The sequence below is a fragment of the Variovorax sp. 3319 genome (assembly GCF_031456585.1).
Lineage (GTDB): Bacteria > Pseudomonadota > Gammaproteobacteria > Burkholderiales > Burkholderiaceae_C > Variovorax > Variovorax paradoxus_P.
Map to the genome: position 1 here is coordinate 297,392 of NZ_JAVDUZ010000004.1, position 15,708 is coordinate 313,099.

Below are 15,708 nucleotides of genomic sequence, written 5' to 3' on the forward strand. Positions count from 1 at the left end.
TCTAATGAACGCGAACTTCAGTCCTACGCTACGCCAGTTGCGTGCTTTTCTTGCCGTGTACCAATTGCGCCAGCTCAGCGCGGCGGCGCAAAAGCTCTTCGTGACGCAGTCGGCGGTGAGCATGCTGGTCCGGCAGCTGGAAGACGGATTGGGCACGCGCCTGTTCGACCGCACCACGCGTTCGCTCAAGCCCACTGCCGCTGCGGAAGAAATGCTTTCGACCGTGGAGCGCGTGCTGCGCGATGTCGATTCGCTCTCGGCCGATTTCCGCGAGCTCAGCACCCTGGAGCGCGGGCGCGTCACGCTGGCCATCACACCCACGCTCGCGGCGCTGCTGCTGCCCGATGCGATTCGCGTCTTTTCTGAGCAGCACCCCAAGGTGCGCGTGCTGGTGAACGATTGCGCGCCCGACCAGTTCATTTCGCGCATCCTCGGCGAGCATGTGGATTTCGGCATTGGCACGCCCGAGAGGCCCGGGCCCGAGGTCGAGACGCAGCGGCTCATGCGCGACCACCTCGCGCTGGTGTGTCGCAACGACCATCCGCTTGCCAAGGCGCGCGTGGTGCGCTGGAGCGATCTCGGCCGGCACCCGGTCATTACCGTGCGGCCGGGCTATGGCGTGCGGCCGCTCATCGACGGCACCGCTGCGGCGGCTGGCGTGGTGCTCGACGTGGTGAACGAGGTGTCGTTTCTTTCAACCGCGCTGTGGATGACCGCCAGCGGCATGGGCGCGTCGATCATGCCCTCGGCCTTTGCGCGCGCCGCGGGCGATCCGTCGCTGGTGATCAAGGTGCTCAGTGCGCCGCGCGTGGTGCGCGACATCTCGGTGGTCACCAAGCGCGGGCATTCGCTTTCCGCGGCGGCGTGCAGTTTTATCGACGTGCTGAAGCAATCGCTGTAGGCCTTTCTTCTTCGTGCTTGTGCGGGCGCGGTTCGCGTATGTCGGTGCAATGAGTCGGCCGTATGCTTGGCGCCTCATTCAAGCGCGAAAGCCCGTCAATCATCATGAAAAAAAACCTGATCCGTTTCAACGCGTTGTGGCTCTGCCTCGCATTCAGCCTCTTGCTGGCGGCCTGCGGCAACAAGGAGGCCGAGCAACGCACCGCATTCATAACCTTCCTGCAGACACGCGTGCTCGACAAGCCGGGCCTGCGAGTGCCCACGCTCACTGCCGACGAGAAAGCCTCCTTTGGCGACTACGCGCAGCACTACGCGGTGATTGCCGACTTCAATGAAGGCATGAACAAGTCCGTCAGCCAGCCGATGACCCAGGTCATGGCCAAGGGCTCGCTGCGCTCCGTTGCCGACCTGGCCGCGCGTCGCGACGACCTCAAGGCCGCGAAAGAAGGCCTGGGCGGCTTGCGCACCGCGCTCGACCAGGAGCTTGCCAAGGCCGACGCAGCGCGCGCAAAGCTCAAGCAGCCCGACGACCTGAAGCAGGTCTACGACAAGGCGTACGACAAGACCGTGTCGACGCCGGCCGCTACCTTCAAGGAAGTGTTTCCCGCACTCGACGCGGTGTTCGACGGTGCGGTTGCCGTGGGCGACTACCTCGAGCAGAACAAGTCGAAGATCCAGGTCACGGGCTCGACCGTGGCCGTGACCGACCCGGCCGTGCAGGCGCAACTCAACAAGATGCTGCAAGACCTGAACGGCCATTCCAAGGCCATCAATGCCGCGCAAACCAAAATGCAGGCAATGGTGCGCGGGGGCTGATCAGACGAAGTGGTCGAACGAGCCGAAGCGCTGTGCAACGGGTGAGCCGCTCGCGTCCACGATGCGCAGGCCGGCTTCGGCGTCGATGCGGCCGATGCGGGTCACGCGCGTGAAACTCTCCTTGCCCGCTTGCTCGACCGCGGCGCGCGCAGAAGGCGCGGCGGTAAAAACCAGTTCGTAGTCGTCCCCGCCCGAGAGCGCGCAGGTGCGCAGTGTCTCGATGCTCAAGCCCGGTGTGGATGCGGCGGCCACCGTGCTCGTGGCCGCATCGGCGTCGAGCGTTGCGCCCACCCGGCTGGACGCGAGGATGTGGCCCAGGTCGCCAACCAGCCCGTCGCTCACATCCACCGCCGCGGACGCGGTGCCGCGTAGCGCCTGGCCCAGCGCCACGCGCGGCGTGGGCTGCTCCATGCGCATGCGCGCCTGCGCAAAGACGTCGGCAGGCAAAGCGAGCGAACCGCGAAACACTTCGAGCGCCAGCCGCGCATCGCCGAGCGTGCCGCTCACCCAGATGTCGTCTCCCGCGCGCGCGCCCGAGCGCAGCAGCGCAGCGCCGGCCGGCACTTCGCCGAAGACCGTGATGCAGATGTTGAGCGGGCCGCGCGTGGTGTCGCCGCCCACAAGCTCGCAGCCATGCGCATCGGCCAGCGCAAAGAGGCCGCGCGAAAAGCCTTCGAGCCAGTGCTCGTCGACGCCGGGGAGCGAGAGCGCGAGCGTAAAGGCCAACGGCTTGGCGCCGCATGCCGCAAGGTCGCTGAGGTTGACCGCCAGCGCCTTGTGCCCGAGCCGCGCGGCATCGACCGTCGAAAGAAAGTGCCGTCCTTCGACAAGCATGTCGGAGGACACGGCCAGCTGCATGCCCGGCGCGGGCGCGAGCAATGCGCAGTCGTCGCCCACACCGAGCGGAGAGCGCTTGGCGGGGCGGTTGAAGTAGCGTGCGATCAGGTCGAATTCACCCATGGGGCGAGCATAAGCGCTGCGGCGCCACCCGGCGCCGGGCGGCGCTCAGCCCCGCGCGCGGCGGTTCGACATCACGACGTTGTCCTTCTCGATAGGCGTTCCGGCCTGCAGGGCGGCAATCCATCCTTCAGTGCTCGTCACGGCCGCAAAGTTGCTGTGGAACACCACGCTGAACACGCGGTGGATTTCTTCGGCGCTTACCTTGCCGGCCGCATTCTCATAAGGCAGCGCGCCGGTGGCATCCGAAAGAAACTCCACGTTCAGTCCGCGGTGCATGGCCTCGAACACGGTGGACGCATCGCAGTTCTGGGTCATGTAGCCGGCCACGCTCAGCGTGTCTATCTCATGGCGGCCGAGCCAGTCGGCAAAGTCGGTGCCGGTGAAAACGCTGGGGAAGGCCTTGGTCACCAGGTGGTCGCGCGGGCGCCTTGCAACTTCAGGATGCAGTTCGCCGTTGTGGGTGTCGGCCTGGAACACCGGCGCACCCTTGGGTGCGTGGTGCCGAACCACCACCACCGGCGTGCCCGCGGCGTGGGCGGCATCCATTGCCTTGGCAATGTTGGGCAACGATTGTTCGACGGGCGGATATTCGATCGGCAGGCCGCCGCCTTCGAAATACTCGTTCTGCACGTCGATCACGACGAGGGCGCGGCGCGGTGCGGGGTTGCTCATGGTGTTTTGCTCCTGGCTGGTTGTGTGTTGGGATGGGGTGATTCTTCCTGCTCGGGCATTCCGGAGAAAGTGGCCCGAAAGCCATTCATCGATAAAATCGGGCCATGGCAAGAAAACCTGCGGAAACCATTGCAGTCGTCGCCTTCGACGGCATCAGCCCTTTTCACCTGTCGGTGCCGTGCATGGTTTTCGGCGAAGACCGTACCGAAACGGGCGAGGCGCGTTTTCGTCTCTTGGTGTGCGGCATCGAAGAGGGGCCTTTGCGCACCAATGCCGGCTTTACGCTGACGGTGCCGCACGGTCTGGAGGCCATCCGAAAGGCGCAGATCGTGATCGTTCCTTCTTGGCGCGACGACCGGCGCCCCGCGCCGCCGGCCCTGATTCGCGCGCTGCAGGCGGCGCATCGGCGCGGCGCGATTGTGGTGGGGCTGTGCCTGGGTGCGTTCGTGCTGGCCGAAGCGGGCCTGCTCGACGTCCGGCCGGCCACCACGCACTGGAACCTTGCCGAAGTTTTTGCCAGGCAATATCCGAAGGTCACGCTGCAGCCCGAGGTGCTGTATGTCGACGATGGCGACGTGCTCACATCCGCAGGCACCGCCGCGGGCATCGACTGCTGCCTGCATCTGCTGCGGGTGCGCTACGGCGCCGAGGCGGCAAACCGCGCCGCGAGGCGCATGGTGGTTGCGCCGCACCGCGAGGGCGGGCAGGCGCAGTACATCGAGCGGCCGGTGCCTGCCGCCGCAGAAAGCGACCGCCTTGCGCCGCTGCTCGAATGGCTGGGCCGGCATTTGCACGCCCCGCACGAGCTGGACGGCCTTGCCCGGCGTGCGCTGATGAGCCGGCGCACCTTTACACGGCGGTTTCGCCAAGCCACCGGCACCACGGTCGGCCAATGGCTGCAAAACCAGCGGCTGGCGCTCGCGCAGCGGCTGCTGGAGACCACCGGCAAGCCGGTCGAGCGCGTGGCGACGGACGCAGGTTTCGGCTCAGCGGTGTCGCTGCGAAAGCACTTTGTCGCGGCTTTCAAGATTTCGCCCACGGCGTACCGCAGGCAGTTTTCGCAAGAAGCAGTGGCCGGCTGAACGGCTCCGCCGGCAACAGCGCGTTCAGGCTCAGGCCGCTCCGCGAAAGCGCAGCGCCGCCTGCCGCACCACCTCGGCCAGCAGGCGCTCCTTGCCCTGCTTCTCGCGCAGCCAGCGCGCATCGTTGCGGTTGGCTTCCACGCTGGTGCGCAGCTCGCCGAGCGCCTGCGTGGCGTTGAGCGCCTCGCTGTGCCATTCGAGCTGCGTCATGGTCATGAGGATGTGGTCGCGCAGCGGCATGTGCTGGCCGCTGGCCGGGTCGACATACACCGCGTCGAGCCCGAAGCGGCAGGCCTGGAAGCGGTTGTAGGTGTAGACCAGGTAGTCGTCCTCGGTCGGCTCGAAGGGCTGCTCTTGCAGGAACCATGCGGCAAGCGACTGCACATAGCCCGCAAGCGCCGCGGCGCGCTCCACCGTAAGAGGCGTGTCGAACACGCGGATCTCGATGGTGCCGAACTCCGGCTTGGGCCGGATGTCCCAGTAGAAGTCTTTCATGCTGCGCACGACGCCGGTGCGAGTCATGCGCTCGAAGTAGGCTTCGAACTCTTTCCAGCTCAAGGTAAAGGGCGCGCGCCCCGAGAGCGGAAACGCGAACACCGAGTTGAGCCGTGCCGAGTCGAACTGCGTGTCTTGCCCCTGCACAAAAGGCGACGAGGCCGAGAGCGCAATGAAGTGCGGTATGTAGCGCGACATGCGGTGCAGCATCAACAGCGCCGCGTCTGCATCGGGGCACCCGATGTGCACGTGCTGGCCGAAGATGGTGAACTGCTTGCTCAGGTAGCCGTACAGCTCCGACAGCTCGCGAAAGCGCGGCTTGTCGTAGATGCGCCGTTCGTGCCATTGCTGGAACGCGTGCGTGCCGCCGCCCACCACCGCAATGTTGAGCTTGTCGGCATTTTTTATCAGCGCCTCGCGAATGGGCGAAAGCTGCGTGATGACGTCTTGCGCAGAATGGCAGATGTCGGTCGAGATCTCGATCATGCTCGAGGTCATCTCGGGCACCACGCTGCCGGGCAGGGGCGTTTGCGACATCAGCCGGAGCATGTCCTCCGCATAGGGCGCCAGGTCGTAGTCGTGCGTGTTGACGAGCTGCAGCTCCAGTTCCACGCCGAGCGACAGCGCTTCGGAGCGGTTGAAGGGCTCCAGCTTGACCACGCGGCTTGCCGGGTCGGCGGGAAGCGCCGGCGAGCGGAAGTCGTCGCTGTCCGCCATGGTTGGAACGAGAGGAGCGTTGGAGCTATCTGGAAAGCCTGTGGACGCGGTCATCGCTGCGTGTCCTCCGTGGTGCTGAATGCCTGCGGCGCCCACGGCACCGAGCTTTCGCCTACCGCGTGAATGGCCACGGTGGCAAGCACGGCGCCCATCACCTCCATCAACAGAATAGAGGGCAGGGCCACCTGCGTGATCATGGTGCCGAGCAGCGGCGACGCGGTGGTGAAGTTGGATGCGATCAGGAGTGCAATAGCGGACAGCGGCGACATTGCGCAGCCCACCCAGAAAGCCTGCTTCCAGCTGGCGCCGCTGCCCGGGTTGGCAATGGCCACCCCGGCAATCTTGGCGAAAAGCCGAACGCCGATCACCGCCAGCACCACGCTGGCAACAGGCAAGGTCCAGTCGGCTTGCGCCGCCACGATGGACACCAGCACGAACATCAGCATGGTGAGCAGCGATGCGGCCGTGCCCAACTGCCGCTGCCAGGCCCAGGGCTTGGGGTTGAGCGTCTTGAGCAGCACACCGCCGATCAGCGCGGCCAGCGGCGCGGAGCCGCCGACGTGCGCCGTGAGCGCGGCGCCGGCCGCTATCAGCGCGAGCAGCAGGATCGACGTGCTCTCGCTCGTCGGGCTCATGAACCGCAGCGCCGTGCGAAGCGCCAGGGCCAGGATGGCGCCGATCACGAAAGAAAGGCCGAGCACCACCGCCACCGGATAGAGCTTTTGCAGCAGGGTTTGCGGAGCGCGCTCGATCAGGCCGGCCTGTGCATAGCCGAGTGCCAGCGCATAGAAGGTGTTGAGCGTGGCCAGCGTCATGGCGCGTTCGGTTACCGGGCCCGAGGCGCGCGTGTCCATGATCACGCGGCTCAGCACGGCCGGCGAGGCAACGATGGCCATCAGCGCGATAGGGTTGGCCACCGGGTCGGGCAGGCCCAGCAACTGCAGCGTCCACAGCACGCCGAAGTAGGTGAGCGTGGCCTCCAGCAGGCTTTGCCCCAGCACCATCGGGTTGTGCCGAAACCAGCGCAGCGGCAGCCGGCCACCCGCTTCGAACAGCACCACGGCGGCACCCAGCTCAAGCAGGAACAGGCTGATGCCGCGCAGCGGCCATATGGCGCCCTCGAAGCCGGCAAAGCCGACCACCGCGCCCACGATCGAATAGCCGACCACCTTGGGCAAGCCGAGGTAGCGCTGCACCAGGTGGCCGGAGGCCGCCGAGGCGGCCAGCAAGAGAGACCACAGCACGGTGGGCAGGCCCGCCGAAGGGCGCAGCCACTCGGACCAGAAGCCGAGCAGGTCGTTGAAGAGACTCGTCAAATTCATGCAGGTAGAAAAAAGCTTGTGTGCGCCGCTATTTGGCCGGCCGACAGTGTCACGTGGCGCACGCCCAGGCTAGCCCGAACAAACCCGCTAATGCGGGCAACAGGCCAGGCATGAGTCCGAGCGGAATGTTGCAAGCGAAGCCCGAGATGTGATTGCGCATGAAGGTGGCCCGGCAGTGGGCACGGAGCGGCGCCCGGAAAAACGCCGATGCGGGGTTTGTAACGCATGGCGGAGTCCTGCCCGTGCAGGACAAAGGCGTTTTCTGCTCAGCCCGGTGCCGAGCGCCTAGTGCAACACGCGCGAGACAGGTGCGCCGCCGATGTCGGCCTCCAGCACGAACATCGGAACCGGCACGTCGAAGCGCTCGCCCTCTTCGGTCACCACAAAGAAGCTGCCGTGCATGGTGCCGCTCGGGGCCTGCAGGCGGCAGCCGCTGGTGTAGCGGAACGATTCGCCCGGCGCCAGCAGCGGCTGCTGGCCGATCACGCCAAGCCCCTTTACTTCCTGCGCATGGCCGGAAGCATCGTTGATGAGCCAGTGGCGGGCGATCAGCTGCGCACCAACCTGGCCCACGTTGGTAATGGTGATCGTGTACGAAAAGGTGTAGATGTTGTCCTTGGAGGACGACTGGTCGGCCAGGTAACGGGGCTCGACCTGGACGCTGAAGGGGCTGTGTGACATGCGCGCGATGGTAACTGGAGCCTTCTCTCGCACTGCTTTCCGGGTTTTGCGGCGGCTGCGACAATCGGCGCATGAGCACGCCGTTTCGCATCGCCCCCTCCATTCTTTCCGCCGATTTTGCGCATCTTGGCGACGAGCTGACCAAGGTCATCGCCGCTGGCGCCGACTGGATCCATTTCGACGTGATGGACAACCATTACGTACCGAACCTGACCTTCGGCCCCATGATCTGCAAGGCCCTGAAGCCCTATGCCAAGACGGCGGACGGCAAGCCCGTTCCGGTGGACGTGCACCTGATGATCCAGCCCGTCGACGCGCTGGCCGCGTCTTTTGCGGAAGCGGGCGCCGACTACATCAGCTTTCACCCCGACGCGTCGCCCCACGTCAACCGCAGCATTCAGGCCATCAAGGGCGCGGGCTGCAAGGCGGGCCTGGTGTTCAATCCCGGCCTGGGCCTGGAGGCGCTGGACTGGGCCATCGACGACATCGACCTCATCCTGATCATGTCGGTGAACCCCGGTTTTGGTGGGCAGAGCTTCATCGACTCGGCGCTGCGCAAGATCGAACTGGCGCGCAAGCGCATCGAGCAAAGCGGCCGCGACATCCGCCTGGAGGTGGACGGCGGCATCAAGGCCGACAACATTGCGCGCGTGGCCTCCGCCGGCGCCGACACCTTCGTGGCCGGCAGCGCCATCTTCAACGCCAAGGACTACGGCGCGGTGATCTCGTCCATGCGCGACCAGCTCGCGGACGTGGGCAAGCAGAAGTAAACCTGGCTCAGCGCTTGACCTTGTCGTTGTAGACGCGGTCCGTTACCGGGCCGCGATCGGTATCGACTGCGCCGCGCTCGATATCGTCATGGCCCTTGCGGCCCACTTCGCTCGGCTGCCCGTCCTGCGCTTCCTGGCTGTCGGAAGACTGGTCGCGCTCATGCGGCAGGCGCGGCGCCGAATCTCCTCCCTGTTCGACCTTGGTGTCGCCGCCGCCGGCGTCCCGCACCGGATCTTCCGGCGTGCCGGGGTCTTTCGAACGGGGCTTGTTGCTGCTGCTCATGGCGTGTTCCTCTCGGTATCCATCTGATGAGCCGAGCTTGCATCGCCCGGCCGGTGACGCCGGTAGGACAGCCGTGGCGGGCCCTGTAGGCGTGCCGCGCCGCTATGAAACCAGTAGCGTCTTTGCGAACAGGGCAACCCCTCCGCAATAATCGGCCGGATGTCTTCCGATGATCCTTTTGCCGGCGCCGCAACCGACAGCCTGCGCTTCCACACCTTCGCTTCGCTGAACCCCGGCCCCCGGCTGCTGGTGATGGGCGGGGTGCATGGCGACGAAACCTGCGGCACCGTGGGCATAGAGCGCGTGCTGGCCGAACTCGACAGCGGCGCTCTCCAGTTGCTGAAGGGCCAACTCACCCTGCTGCCCGTCGCCAATCCGCTTGCGCGGCGGCGCCTGCAGCGCGAGGGCGAGCGCAACCTCAACCGCCTTTTCAAGCCCACCGAGGCGCCCGCAGACTACGAGGGCCGGGTGACCAACGTGCTGTGCCCCCTCATCGAGCGGCACGATGTGCTGCTCGACCTGCATTCTTTCCAGAGCCAGGGCGAGGCTTTCGCGATGATCGGCCCACGCGACAACGCCGGCCAGCTGGAGCCCTTTGGCCGCGCCGACGAAGAGGGGCTGCTCGCGCTGCACCTGGGCACCCCCGTCGTGGTGGAAGGCTGGCTCGACATCTATGCCGCCGGGCTCGCGCAGCGTTCCGCCGGAGTTGCAGTCGGCGAAGATGCCATCGACTTTGGCCGCGGCACCAATGAATACATCCGCAACTGCGGCGGCTACGGCGTCACGCTCGAATGCGGCCAGCACCAGGACCCCAACGCGCCCGAAGTGGCCTGGCGCGCCATTCGCCGCGCGCTGGCGCTGCTGGGCATGGCGGCGCTGCCGCAGGGCATGCCCGCCGCTGCGCCCAGCCATCCCCAGTTGCTGCGGCTGGCAAGCGTGACCGACCGGCTGCATGAAGAAGACAGCTTTGTGCGCGACTGGGCCACCTTCGATGCGGTGCAGCGCGGTGAGCCCATCGGCATGCGCCACGACGGCACGCTGGTGAGCGCGCCGGACGATGGATTCATCGTCTTTCCCAACGCGCTGGCGCTGCCGGGCGCCGAGTGGTTCTACTTTGCGCGGCCGAGCGAGCGCGTGCTCGGCTCAGTAGCCTGAAGCATCCGCTCCTTCCCCCTTTGGGGGAAGGTTGGGATGGGGGCGGGCAGAGCGCCCGATAGACACGCCGCTTGCCCCCACCCCGGCCCTCCCCCGGAAGAGGAGGGAGAAATGCACGCGATCCCTACGGCAGGCGCCGCAGCACTCCTACACCGGCGGGCCGTCCATGGCGCAAAGTCCCGAGCCTGAAGGAGTGTGTCCATGGCAGTCTCGAAAAAAGCACCCGCGCCGCGCGTCCTGTGGAAGGGCGCAATCAGCTTCGGCCTCGTCCACATCCCGGTGGCGCTGTACTCGGCTACCACCAGCCAGAGCATCGACTTCGACTGGCTCGACAAGCGCACGATGGACCCGGTGGGCTACAAGCGCATCAACAAGAAGACCGGCAAGGAGATTGCGCGCGAGAACATCGTGAAGGGCGTCGAATATGAAGACGGCGAATACGTGGTGCTGAGCGACAAGGAAATTGCCGACGCGTACCCCAAGACCACGCAAACCATCGAGATCGAGACCTTCGTGCCCGCCAACGGCATTCCGTTTCTGTACCTCGAGCGCCCGTATTACGTGGCGCCCATCAACCGCGGCGCCAAGGTGTATGCGCTGCTGCGCGAAACCCTGCAGCGCAGCGGCCGCATCGGCGTGGCGCGCGTGGTCATCCAGACCAAGCAGCACCTGGCCGCATTGGTGCCCGTGGGCCCCGGGCTGGTGCTGAACCTGCTGCGCTGGGGCACCGACATCCGGCCCTGGAACGAGCTTCCGTTGCCGTCCGAAGACGCGAAGAAGGCTGGCCTGAACGAGCGCGAGATCAAGATGGCCGAGCAATTGGTCGAGGACATGAGCGCCGACTGGGACCCTGACGAATACAAGGATGAGTTCAAGGACGAGATCCTGCGGCTGGTCGACCGCAAGGTGGCCGCGGGCCAGACCGAGACGGTAACGCAGCCCGAGCCCGAAGAAGGGCAGGCGGTGGAAGGCCGCGGCGCAAAGATCATCGACCTGACCGAGCTGCTTCAGCGCAGCCTGCGCAAGGGCGGCGGTGCCAAGGCCTCCACCAAGACCGCCGAGGCGGACGAAGACGAAGACGACGAAGAAGAGCCCGCCAAGGCATCGGCCAAGAGCGGCAGGAGCACCACCGCCAACGCCAAGCCCAAGCCGAAAACCAAGGCACACGCCAAGACCACCGCAAAGAGCACCAGCGGCAGTGCCGCGGGCAAGCGCACCGCAGCCAAGTCGGCCCCGGCCCGGCGCCGCGCCGCATGAACGGCCGAAAGAGCGACCGAATGGAGATGAAGGCACCGCCCATCACCCATGCGGAACGCGTGATCGACGCCGCCAGCGGCGTCACCAAGGGCGACCTTGCAACCTACTACGCCACCGTGGCGCCGCTGATGCTGCCGCACCTCAAGGGGCGCCCGGTGGCGCTGGTGCGTGCGCCCGAGGGCGTGGACGGGGAGCTGTTCTTCCAGAAGCACGCACAGCACAGCGACATTGCGGGCATCAAGCTGCTCGACCCTGCGCTGGACCCGGGGCACGACCCGTTGCTGCAGATCGACACCGCCCAGGCGCTGGTCGGTGCGGCGCAATACAACACCATCGAGCTGCACACCTGGAACGCCACCTCGCGTGCCATCGGCAAGCCCGACCGTATGACCTTCGACCTCGACCCGGGCGAGGGAGTCGACTGGCAGCAGATCCAGGAGGCGGCGCTGCTGGTGCACGTGCTGCTCGACGAGCTCGGCCTGCCCTCGTTCCTGAAGACCAGCGGAGGCAAGGGGCTGCATGTGGTGGTGCCGCTCAGGCGCGAGCTTGGCTGGGACGAGGTGCGGGGCTTTTCGCGGGCCATCGTCGAGCACCTTGCGCGCATTGTTCCGGACCGCTTCGTGGCAAAGAGCGGGCCGCGCAACCGCGTGGGCAAGATCTTTGCCGACTATCTGCGCAACGGCTTCGGCGCGACCACGGCCAGTGCGTGGTCGGCGCGGGCGAGGCCGGGCATGGGCGTGTCGGTGCCGCTCGCGTGGGAAGAACTGCCCGATCTTGGAAGTGCCGCGCACTGGACGGTCGCCAATATCGCCGGGCGCCTGGCCGTGGGCAACACGCCGTGGGATGCGATGGAGAGCAGCCGCACGGGCCTTCGCGCCGCCATGCAAACGCTGGGCTACATGCCGCAGTGAAGCCGGGCCGGCGCTCCTTGCCGGCTGTCCTGCTACTGCAGCACTTCGGCGGTCGTCACCTCGAAGCGCCGCAATGAGTTGGCGCCGAACACCATGGTGATCGGCACGTCGGCTGCATCGCGCCCGCGCGCAATCACGATGCGGCCGATGCGCGGCACGTTGTGGCGCGCATCGAAGGTGTACCAGCGGTCGCCCAGGTACACCTCGAACCAGGCGCTGAAGTCCATGGGGTACGGCACGGGCGGAATGCCGATGTCGCCCAGGTAGCCGGTGGCGTAGCGCGCCGGAATGTTCATGCAGCGGCACAGGGTGATGGCCAAATGCGCAAAGTCCCTGCAAACGCCCGTGCGCTCGCGAAAGCCTTCGAGCGCCGTGCGCGTGGCACGCGCGGTCTGGTAGTCGAAGCGCAGGTGCTCATGCACGAAGTCGCAGATGGCCTGCACGCGGTGCCAGCCCGGCGTCACGCGCGAGAAGTTGTTCCACGCAAACTGCAGCAGCTCGCTGTCCACTTCGCAATAGCGGCTCGGCAGCAAAAAGGGCAGCGTCGACACCGGCAAGTCGGCGGCCGCGTGCTCCACGGCGCTGTAGTCCACCGGGTCGGTCCAGCCCGGGTCGAACACCACGGCATGGTTGCGCAGCCGCACGCTTTCAACCCCCGCGGGAATCCGCACCCGCGCGCAGTGGTTGTCGAAGGCGTCCATGTAGTAGTCGGTATGCAGCGGCGGGCTGATGGTGATGTGCTCGCCGTCCTGCAGGTCGGCCGCGCGCGACGGATGCACTTGCAGCATGTAGATCAGCGCCGTGGGTGCCGTAACGGCCAGTTCAATGTCGAAACCGATCTCTATCTGCATGTCGTTCTTCCCTGTGGGCCAAGTATGTGTTCTGTGCAAGTGCGCAAGCAGGCTTCGTGCCGCTCTGTTGATGCTATCGGTGCCCCGGTGCGCGGCACGCGGGCAGAGGCGCAAAGCCGCGTAGGTGCCAGCCCGGTTCTGTCGGCGCCTTCCTACCTTGTGCGCATCACCTCTCCCACATGCGGGGGCGAGGCGTCACTACGGGTAACAGACTGCGGCAAACATAACCTTTCGAATCGCTCGCAACGCCTTCAAATCGGCTCTTATCGCCCTTACCGGCTGCAGCGCAAGCATCACGTCTTGTTCAATCTGATCTGCTGGAGCGAATCATGGATATCTCTGCGTTGTTCGATTCACTCACCGGTACTTGGGGGGATGAAATCCTGTTCTGGGTGGTGGCCGCAGTGGCGGGTTTCATCTGCCTGATTGCGTTGGTGAACGTGCTGGACCTTTTTCTCGATAACGAAATTGACCCCCCCATGAAAGATCCTCGATGACGCCACAGAACAAGGCCGCCGCCGGACGCCGATCGAAGGCCACGGACGGCACCAATGCAAAGCAGCAGCAACTCGAAGGCTTCGCGACCGATCATGCGCCCAATCTGACGACCAACCAGGGTCTTCAGATTCCCGACAACCACAACTCGCTCAAGGCAGGACTGCGCGGGCCCACGCTGCTCGAAGACTTCATCCTGCGCGAGAAGATCACGCACTTCGACCACGAGCGCATTCCCGAGCGCGCGGTGCACGCCCGCGGCTCGGCGGCGCACGGTTTCTTCCAGGTCTACAAGTCGATGTCGCAGTTCACCTCTGCCGACTTCCTGCAGGACCCCGATGCGAAGACGCCCGTTTTCGTGCGCTTCTCGACGGTGGCCGGCGAACGCGGATCGGCCGATACGGTGCGCGACGTGCGCGGCTTCGCGGTCAAGTTCTACACCCGCGAAGGCAACTACGACCTCGTGGGCAACAACATCCCGGTGTTCTTCATCCAGGACGCGATGAAGTTTCCCGACCTCATCCATGCCGTCAAGCCCGAGCCGCACCACGCGATGCCGCAGGCCGCGAGCGCGCACGACACCTTCTGGGACTTTGCTTCGCTCATGCCCGAGAGCACCCACATGCTGATGTGGGCCATGTCGGACCGCGCCATTCCGCGCAGCTACCGGATGATGGAAGGCTTCGGCGTACACACCTTCCGCTTCGTCAACCACCGCGGCGAGAGCCATTTCGTCAAGTTCCACTGGAAGCCCAAGCTCGGCATCCACGGCCTTGCGTGGGACGAGGCGCAGAAGATCGCCGGCAAGGACCCGGACTTTCACCGGCGCGACCTGTGGGAAGCCATCGAGAACGGCGACTTTCCCGAATGGGAGCTCGGCGTGCAGCTCATTGCGCAGGACAAGGCACAATCGCTAGGCTTCGACCTGCTCGACCCCACCAAGCTGGTACCAGAAGAAATGGTGCCCGTGCAGCGCATCGGCCGGCTGGTGCTCAACCGCAATCCCGACAACTTTTTTGCGGAGACCGAGCAGGTCGCTTTCCACCCCGGCCATGTGGTGCCGGGTATCGACTTCAGCAACGACCCGCTGCTGCAGGGGCGCCTGTTCTCCTATACCGACACGCAGATTTCGCGGCTGGGCGGCGCCAACTTTCACGAGCTGCCCATCAACAAGAGCGTGTGCCCGTTCCACAACTTCCAGCGCGACGGCATGCACCGCCAGACCATTGCGCGCGGCCAGGTGGCCTATGAGCCCAACTCGCTGGGCGACGGCAAGGAGTTCCGGGTCGACGGCGGAAGCGTCGGCTTCCAGTCGTACCCCGAAGAGATGGAATCGCCCAAGGTGAGGCGGCGCAGCCCCACGTTCGACGACCACTTCACGCAGGCGCGCCTGTTCTTCAACAGCCAGAGCGCGGCCGAGAAAGAGCACATCGTTGCGGGCTTTCGCTTCGAGCTCTCGAAGGTCGATGTGCCGGCCATCCGCCAGCGCATGGTCGACAACCTGGCGCATGTGGACGAGAAGCTCGCGCGCCGCGTGGCGGAGCCGCTCGGTATTGGTGCGCCCGATGCCAAGGCCGCTGCGGGCCGCGCCGGTTTTCGCGAACACCGCATGACGCTGCCCATTTCGGAGTCTCCGGCGCTCAGCATGGCCGATACCGGCGACGGCTCGATCCGCACGCGCAAGATCGCCATCCTGGTGTCCGATGGCATCGACTCCGCCTCGCTCAAGCCGATCCGAGATGCGCTCGAGCAGGCCGGTGCGCGCTGCAAGGTGGTCGGCCCGCGCCTGGGCACCATTGCCAGCGCATCGAAACGGCAGATCGACGTCGACATGACCTTTACCAACGCGCCGTCGGTCATGTTCGATGCCGTGCTGGTGCCCGGCGGCAGCGTGGGCGCAGCGGCCCTTGCGGCCACCGGCGACGCCGTGCACTTCGTGCTCGAGGCCTACAAGCACTGCAAGGCCATCTGCACCGTGGGCGAGGGCGTGCAATTGGTGTCGAAGCTCGGCATTGCCGCCGATGCGCAGCCTGGAGACCTGCCTCCGGGTGTGGTGGTGGCGGCCACGCCAGTCACCAACCTGGGTGACAACACCGCGGCCACGCAGATCGCGCTCGACTTCATCGCGGCCATTGCCAGGCACCGCCACTGGGACCGGGCCGACATCGAATCGGTTCCGGCCTGAAGCAGCAGGCGCCGAAGTAGTCCGTTTGCGCTAGGCCTTCTTGCGAATAGCCGCCGCAAGAGGGCGCTCCTAGACTTTCCCCACGAGGCCTGAACGGCGCGCACTTCCGCGGCGTCGACCCCCGCAACCGCGGGCACACGGGCCGCGCGCGGGGGT

Annotated in this window: 16 protein-coding genes; 9 read left to right on the forward strand and 7 right to left on the reverse strand. The window is 66.0% G+C overall.

Going from position 1 to position 15,708, the window contains the following annotated elements; translation table 11 throughout:
- Window positions 1-4: 4 nt before the first annotated feature.
- A complete protein-coding gene (locus J2X67_RS10930) occupies window positions 5-901 on the forward strand; it encodes a LysR family transcriptional regulator (RefSeq protein WP_309952949.1) in 897 nt (298 codons plus the stop codon).
- A gap of 104 nt (window positions 902-1,005) precedes the next feature.
- The gene (locus tag J2X67_RS10935) at window positions 1,006-1,716 is read left to right on the forward strand and encodes a DUF3053 domain-containing protein (protein ID WP_309952950.1); all 711 of its coding nucleotides are present in this window, start codon (window positions 1,006-1,008) and stop codon (window positions 1,714-1,716) included.
- On the opposite strand, the gene thiL is transcribed toward J2X67_RS10935, so the two are convergent.
- Together thiL and J2X67_RS10945 are read right to left on the reverse strand one after the other, a co-directional pair.
- Window positions 1,717-2,676, reverse strand: coding sequence for a thiamine-phosphate kinase (gene thiL / locus J2X67_RS10940; protein ID WP_309952952.1), 960 nt, complete (start codon window positions 2,674-2,676; stop codon window positions 1,717-1,719).
- A 45-nt stretch (window positions 2,677-2,721) separates the two neighbouring features.
- Window positions 2,722-3,348, reverse strand: a complete 627-nt coding sequence (locus tag J2X67_RS10945) for an isochorismatase family protein (protein WP_309952954.1) — start codon at window positions 3,346-3,348, stop codon at window positions 2,722-2,724.
- A gap of 104 nt (window positions 3,349-3,452) precedes the next feature.
- On the opposite strand from J2X67_RS10945, the gene J2X67_RS10950 reads away from it, so the two are divergent.
- Window positions 3,453-4,430: a helix-turn-helix domain-containing protein gene (locus J2X67_RS10950; RefSeq protein WP_309952956.1), complete on the forward strand. Its 978-nt coding sequence runs from the start codon at window positions 3,453-3,455 to the stop codon at window positions 4,428-4,430.
- Between the two features lie 30 nt (window positions 4,431-4,460).
- On the opposite strand, the gene J2X67_RS10955 is transcribed toward J2X67_RS10950, so the two are convergent.
- The 3 genes from J2X67_RS10955 to apaG form a co-directional block, all read right to left on the reverse strand.
- Window positions 4,461-5,642, reverse strand: coding sequence for a YbdK family carboxylate-amine ligase (locus J2X67_RS10955; protein ID WP_309953091.1), 1,182 nt, complete (start codon window positions 5,640-5,642; stop codon window positions 4,461-4,463).
- 50 nt (window positions 5,643-5,692) lie between these two features.
- Window positions 5,693-6,964 (reverse strand): cation:proton antiporter, encoded by a 1,272-nt coding sequence (locus J2X67_RS10960; RefSeq protein WP_309952957.1) that lies wholly within the window; start codon window positions 6,962-6,964, stop codon window positions 5,693-5,695.
- Between the two features lie 285 nt (window positions 6,965-7,249).
- Complete coding sequence (gene apaG, locus J2X67_RS10970) at window positions 7,250-7,645, reverse strand: Co2+/Mg2+ efflux protein ApaG (protein WP_157611759.1); 396 nt, start codon at window positions 7,643-7,645, stop codon at window positions 7,250-7,252.
- 71 nt (window positions 7,646-7,716) lie between these two features.
- On the opposite strand from apaG, the gene rpe reads away from it, so the two are divergent.
- A complete protein-coding gene (rpe, locus tag J2X67_RS10975; RefSeq protein ID WP_309952959.1) occupies window positions 7,717-8,415 on the forward strand; it encodes a ribulose-phosphate 3-epimerase in 699 nt (232 codons plus the stop codon).
- Window positions 8,416-8,422: 7 nt separating this feature from the next.
- Here rpe and J2X67_RS10980 read toward each other — a convergent pair whose 3' ends face one another.
- Window positions 8,423-8,698, reverse strand: coding sequence for a hypothetical protein (locus J2X67_RS10980; RefSeq protein ID WP_309952960.1), 276 nt, complete (start codon window positions 8,696-8,698; stop codon window positions 8,423-8,425).
- A 159-nt stretch (window positions 8,699-8,857) separates the two neighbouring features.
- On the opposite strand from J2X67_RS10980, the gene J2X67_RS10985 reads away from it, so the two are divergent.
- The 3 genes from J2X67_RS10985 (at window position 8,858) to ligD (ending at window position 12,021) form a co-directional block, all read left to right on the forward strand.
- The gene (locus tag J2X67_RS10985) at window positions 8,858-9,853 is read left to right on the forward strand and encodes a succinylglutamate desuccinylase/aspartoacylase family protein (protein ID WP_309952962.1); all 996 of its coding nucleotides are present in this window, start codon (window positions 8,858-8,860) and stop codon (window positions 9,851-9,853) included.
- 201 nt (window positions 9,854-10,054) lie between these two features.
- A complete protein-coding gene (locus J2X67_RS10990; protein ID WP_309952963.1) occupies window positions 10,055-11,110 on the forward strand; it encodes a Ku protein in 1,056 nt (351 codons plus the stop codon).
- A 20-nt stretch (window positions 11,111-11,130) separates the two neighbouring features.
- Window positions 11,131-12,021, forward strand: coding sequence for a non-homologous end-joining DNA ligase (gene ligD / locus J2X67_RS10995; RefSeq protein ID WP_409050484.1), 891 nt, complete (start codon window positions 11,131-11,133; stop codon window positions 12,019-12,021).
- Window positions 12,022-12,053: 32 nt separating this feature from the next.
- Here the strand turns inward: ligD and J2X67_RS11000 are convergent, their stop codons facing one another.
- Window positions 12,054-12,872 (reverse strand): transglutaminase family protein, encoded by an 819-nt coding sequence (locus tag J2X67_RS11000; RefSeq protein WP_309952964.1) that lies wholly within the window; start codon window positions 12,870-12,872, stop codon window positions 12,054-12,056.
- Window positions 12,873-13,201: 329 nt separating this feature from the next.
- On the opposite strand from J2X67_RS11000, the gene J2X67_RS11005 reads away from it, so the two are divergent.
- Window positions 13,202-13,369, forward strand: a complete 168-nt coding sequence (locus J2X67_RS11005) for a hypothetical protein (RefSeq protein ID WP_309952966.1) — start codon at window positions 13,202-13,204, stop codon at window positions 13,367-13,369.
- On the forward strand, window positions 13,366-15,552 hold the full coding sequence (gene katE, locus J2X67_RS11010; protein ID WP_309952968.1) for a catalase HPII: 2,187 nt from the start codon (window positions 13,366-13,368) through the stop codon (window positions 15,550-15,552). The genes J2X67_RS11005 and katE overlap by 4 nt, the downstream gene beginning before the upstream one ends.
- The last annotated feature ends 156 nt before the right edge of the window (window positions 15,553-15,708 follow it).

What these genes read in the sequence shown, in the direction of transcription:
- katE (WP_309952968.1), top strand. Translation starts at nt 13,366, where the DNA reads ATGACGCCACAGAACAAGGCCGCCGCCGGACGCCGATCGAAGGCCACG.
- J2X67_RS10980 (WP_309952960.1), bottom strand. Translation starts at nt 8,698, where the DNA reads ATGAGCAGCAGCAACAAGCCCCGTTCGAAAGACCCCGGCACGCCGGAA.
- J2X67_RS10935 (WP_309952950.1), top strand. Translation starts at nt 1,006, where the DNA reads ATGAAAAAAAACCTGATCCGTTTCAACGCGTTGTGGCTCTGCCTCGCA.
- ligD (WP_409050484.1), top strand. Translation starts at nt 11,131, where the DNA reads ATGGAGATGAAGGCACCGCCCATCACCCATGCGGAACGCGTGATCGAC.
- apaG (WP_157611759.1), bottom strand. Translation starts at nt 7,645, where the DNA reads ATGTCACACAGCCCCTTCAGCGTCCAGGTCGAGCCCCGTTACCTGGCC.
- J2X67_RS10930 (WP_309952949.1), top strand. Translation starts at nt 5, where the DNA reads ATGAACGCGAACTTCAGTCCTACGCTACGCCAGTTGCGTGCTTTTCTT.
- J2X67_RS10985 (WP_309952962.1), top strand. Translation starts at nt 8,858, where the DNA reads ATGTCTTCCGATGATCCTTTTGCCGGCGCCGCAACCGACAGCCTGCGC.
- J2X67_RS10990 (WP_309952963.1), top strand. Translation starts at nt 10,055, where the DNA reads ATGGCAGTCTCGAAAAAAGCACCCGCGCCGCGCGTCCTGTGGAAGGGC.
- J2X67_RS10960 (WP_309952957.1), bottom strand. Translation starts at nt 6,964, where the DNA reads ATGAATTTGACGAGTCTCTTCAACGACCTGCTCGGCTTCTGGTCCGAG.
- thiL (WP_309952952.1), bottom strand. Translation starts at nt 2,676, where the DNA reads ATGGGTGAATTCGACCTGATCGCACGCTACTTCAACCGCCCCGCCAAG.
- rpe (WP_309952959.1), top strand. Translation starts at nt 7,717, where the DNA reads ATGAGCACGCCGTTTCGCATCGCCCCCTCCATTCTTTCCGCCGATTTT.
- J2X67_RS11005 (WP_309952966.1), top strand. Translation starts at nt 13,202, where the DNA reads ATGGATATCTCTGCGTTGTTCGATTCACTCACCGGTACTTGGGGGGAT.
- J2X67_RS10945 (WP_309952954.1), bottom strand. Translation starts at nt 3,348, where the DNA reads ATGAGCAACCCCGCACCGCGCCGCGCCCTCGTCGTGATCGACGTGCAG.
- J2X67_RS10950 (WP_309952956.1), top strand. Translation starts at nt 3,453, where the DNA reads ATGGCAAGAAAACCTGCGGAAACCATTGCAGTCGTCGCCTTCGACGGC.
- J2X67_RS11000 (WP_309952964.1), bottom strand. Translation starts at nt 12,872, where the DNA reads ATGCAGATAGAGATCGGTTTCGACATTGAACTGGCCGTTACGGCACCC.
- J2X67_RS10955 (WP_309953091.1), bottom strand. Translation starts at nt 5,642, where the DNA reads ATGGCGGACAGCGACGACTTCCGCTCGCCGGCGCTTCCCGCCGACCCG.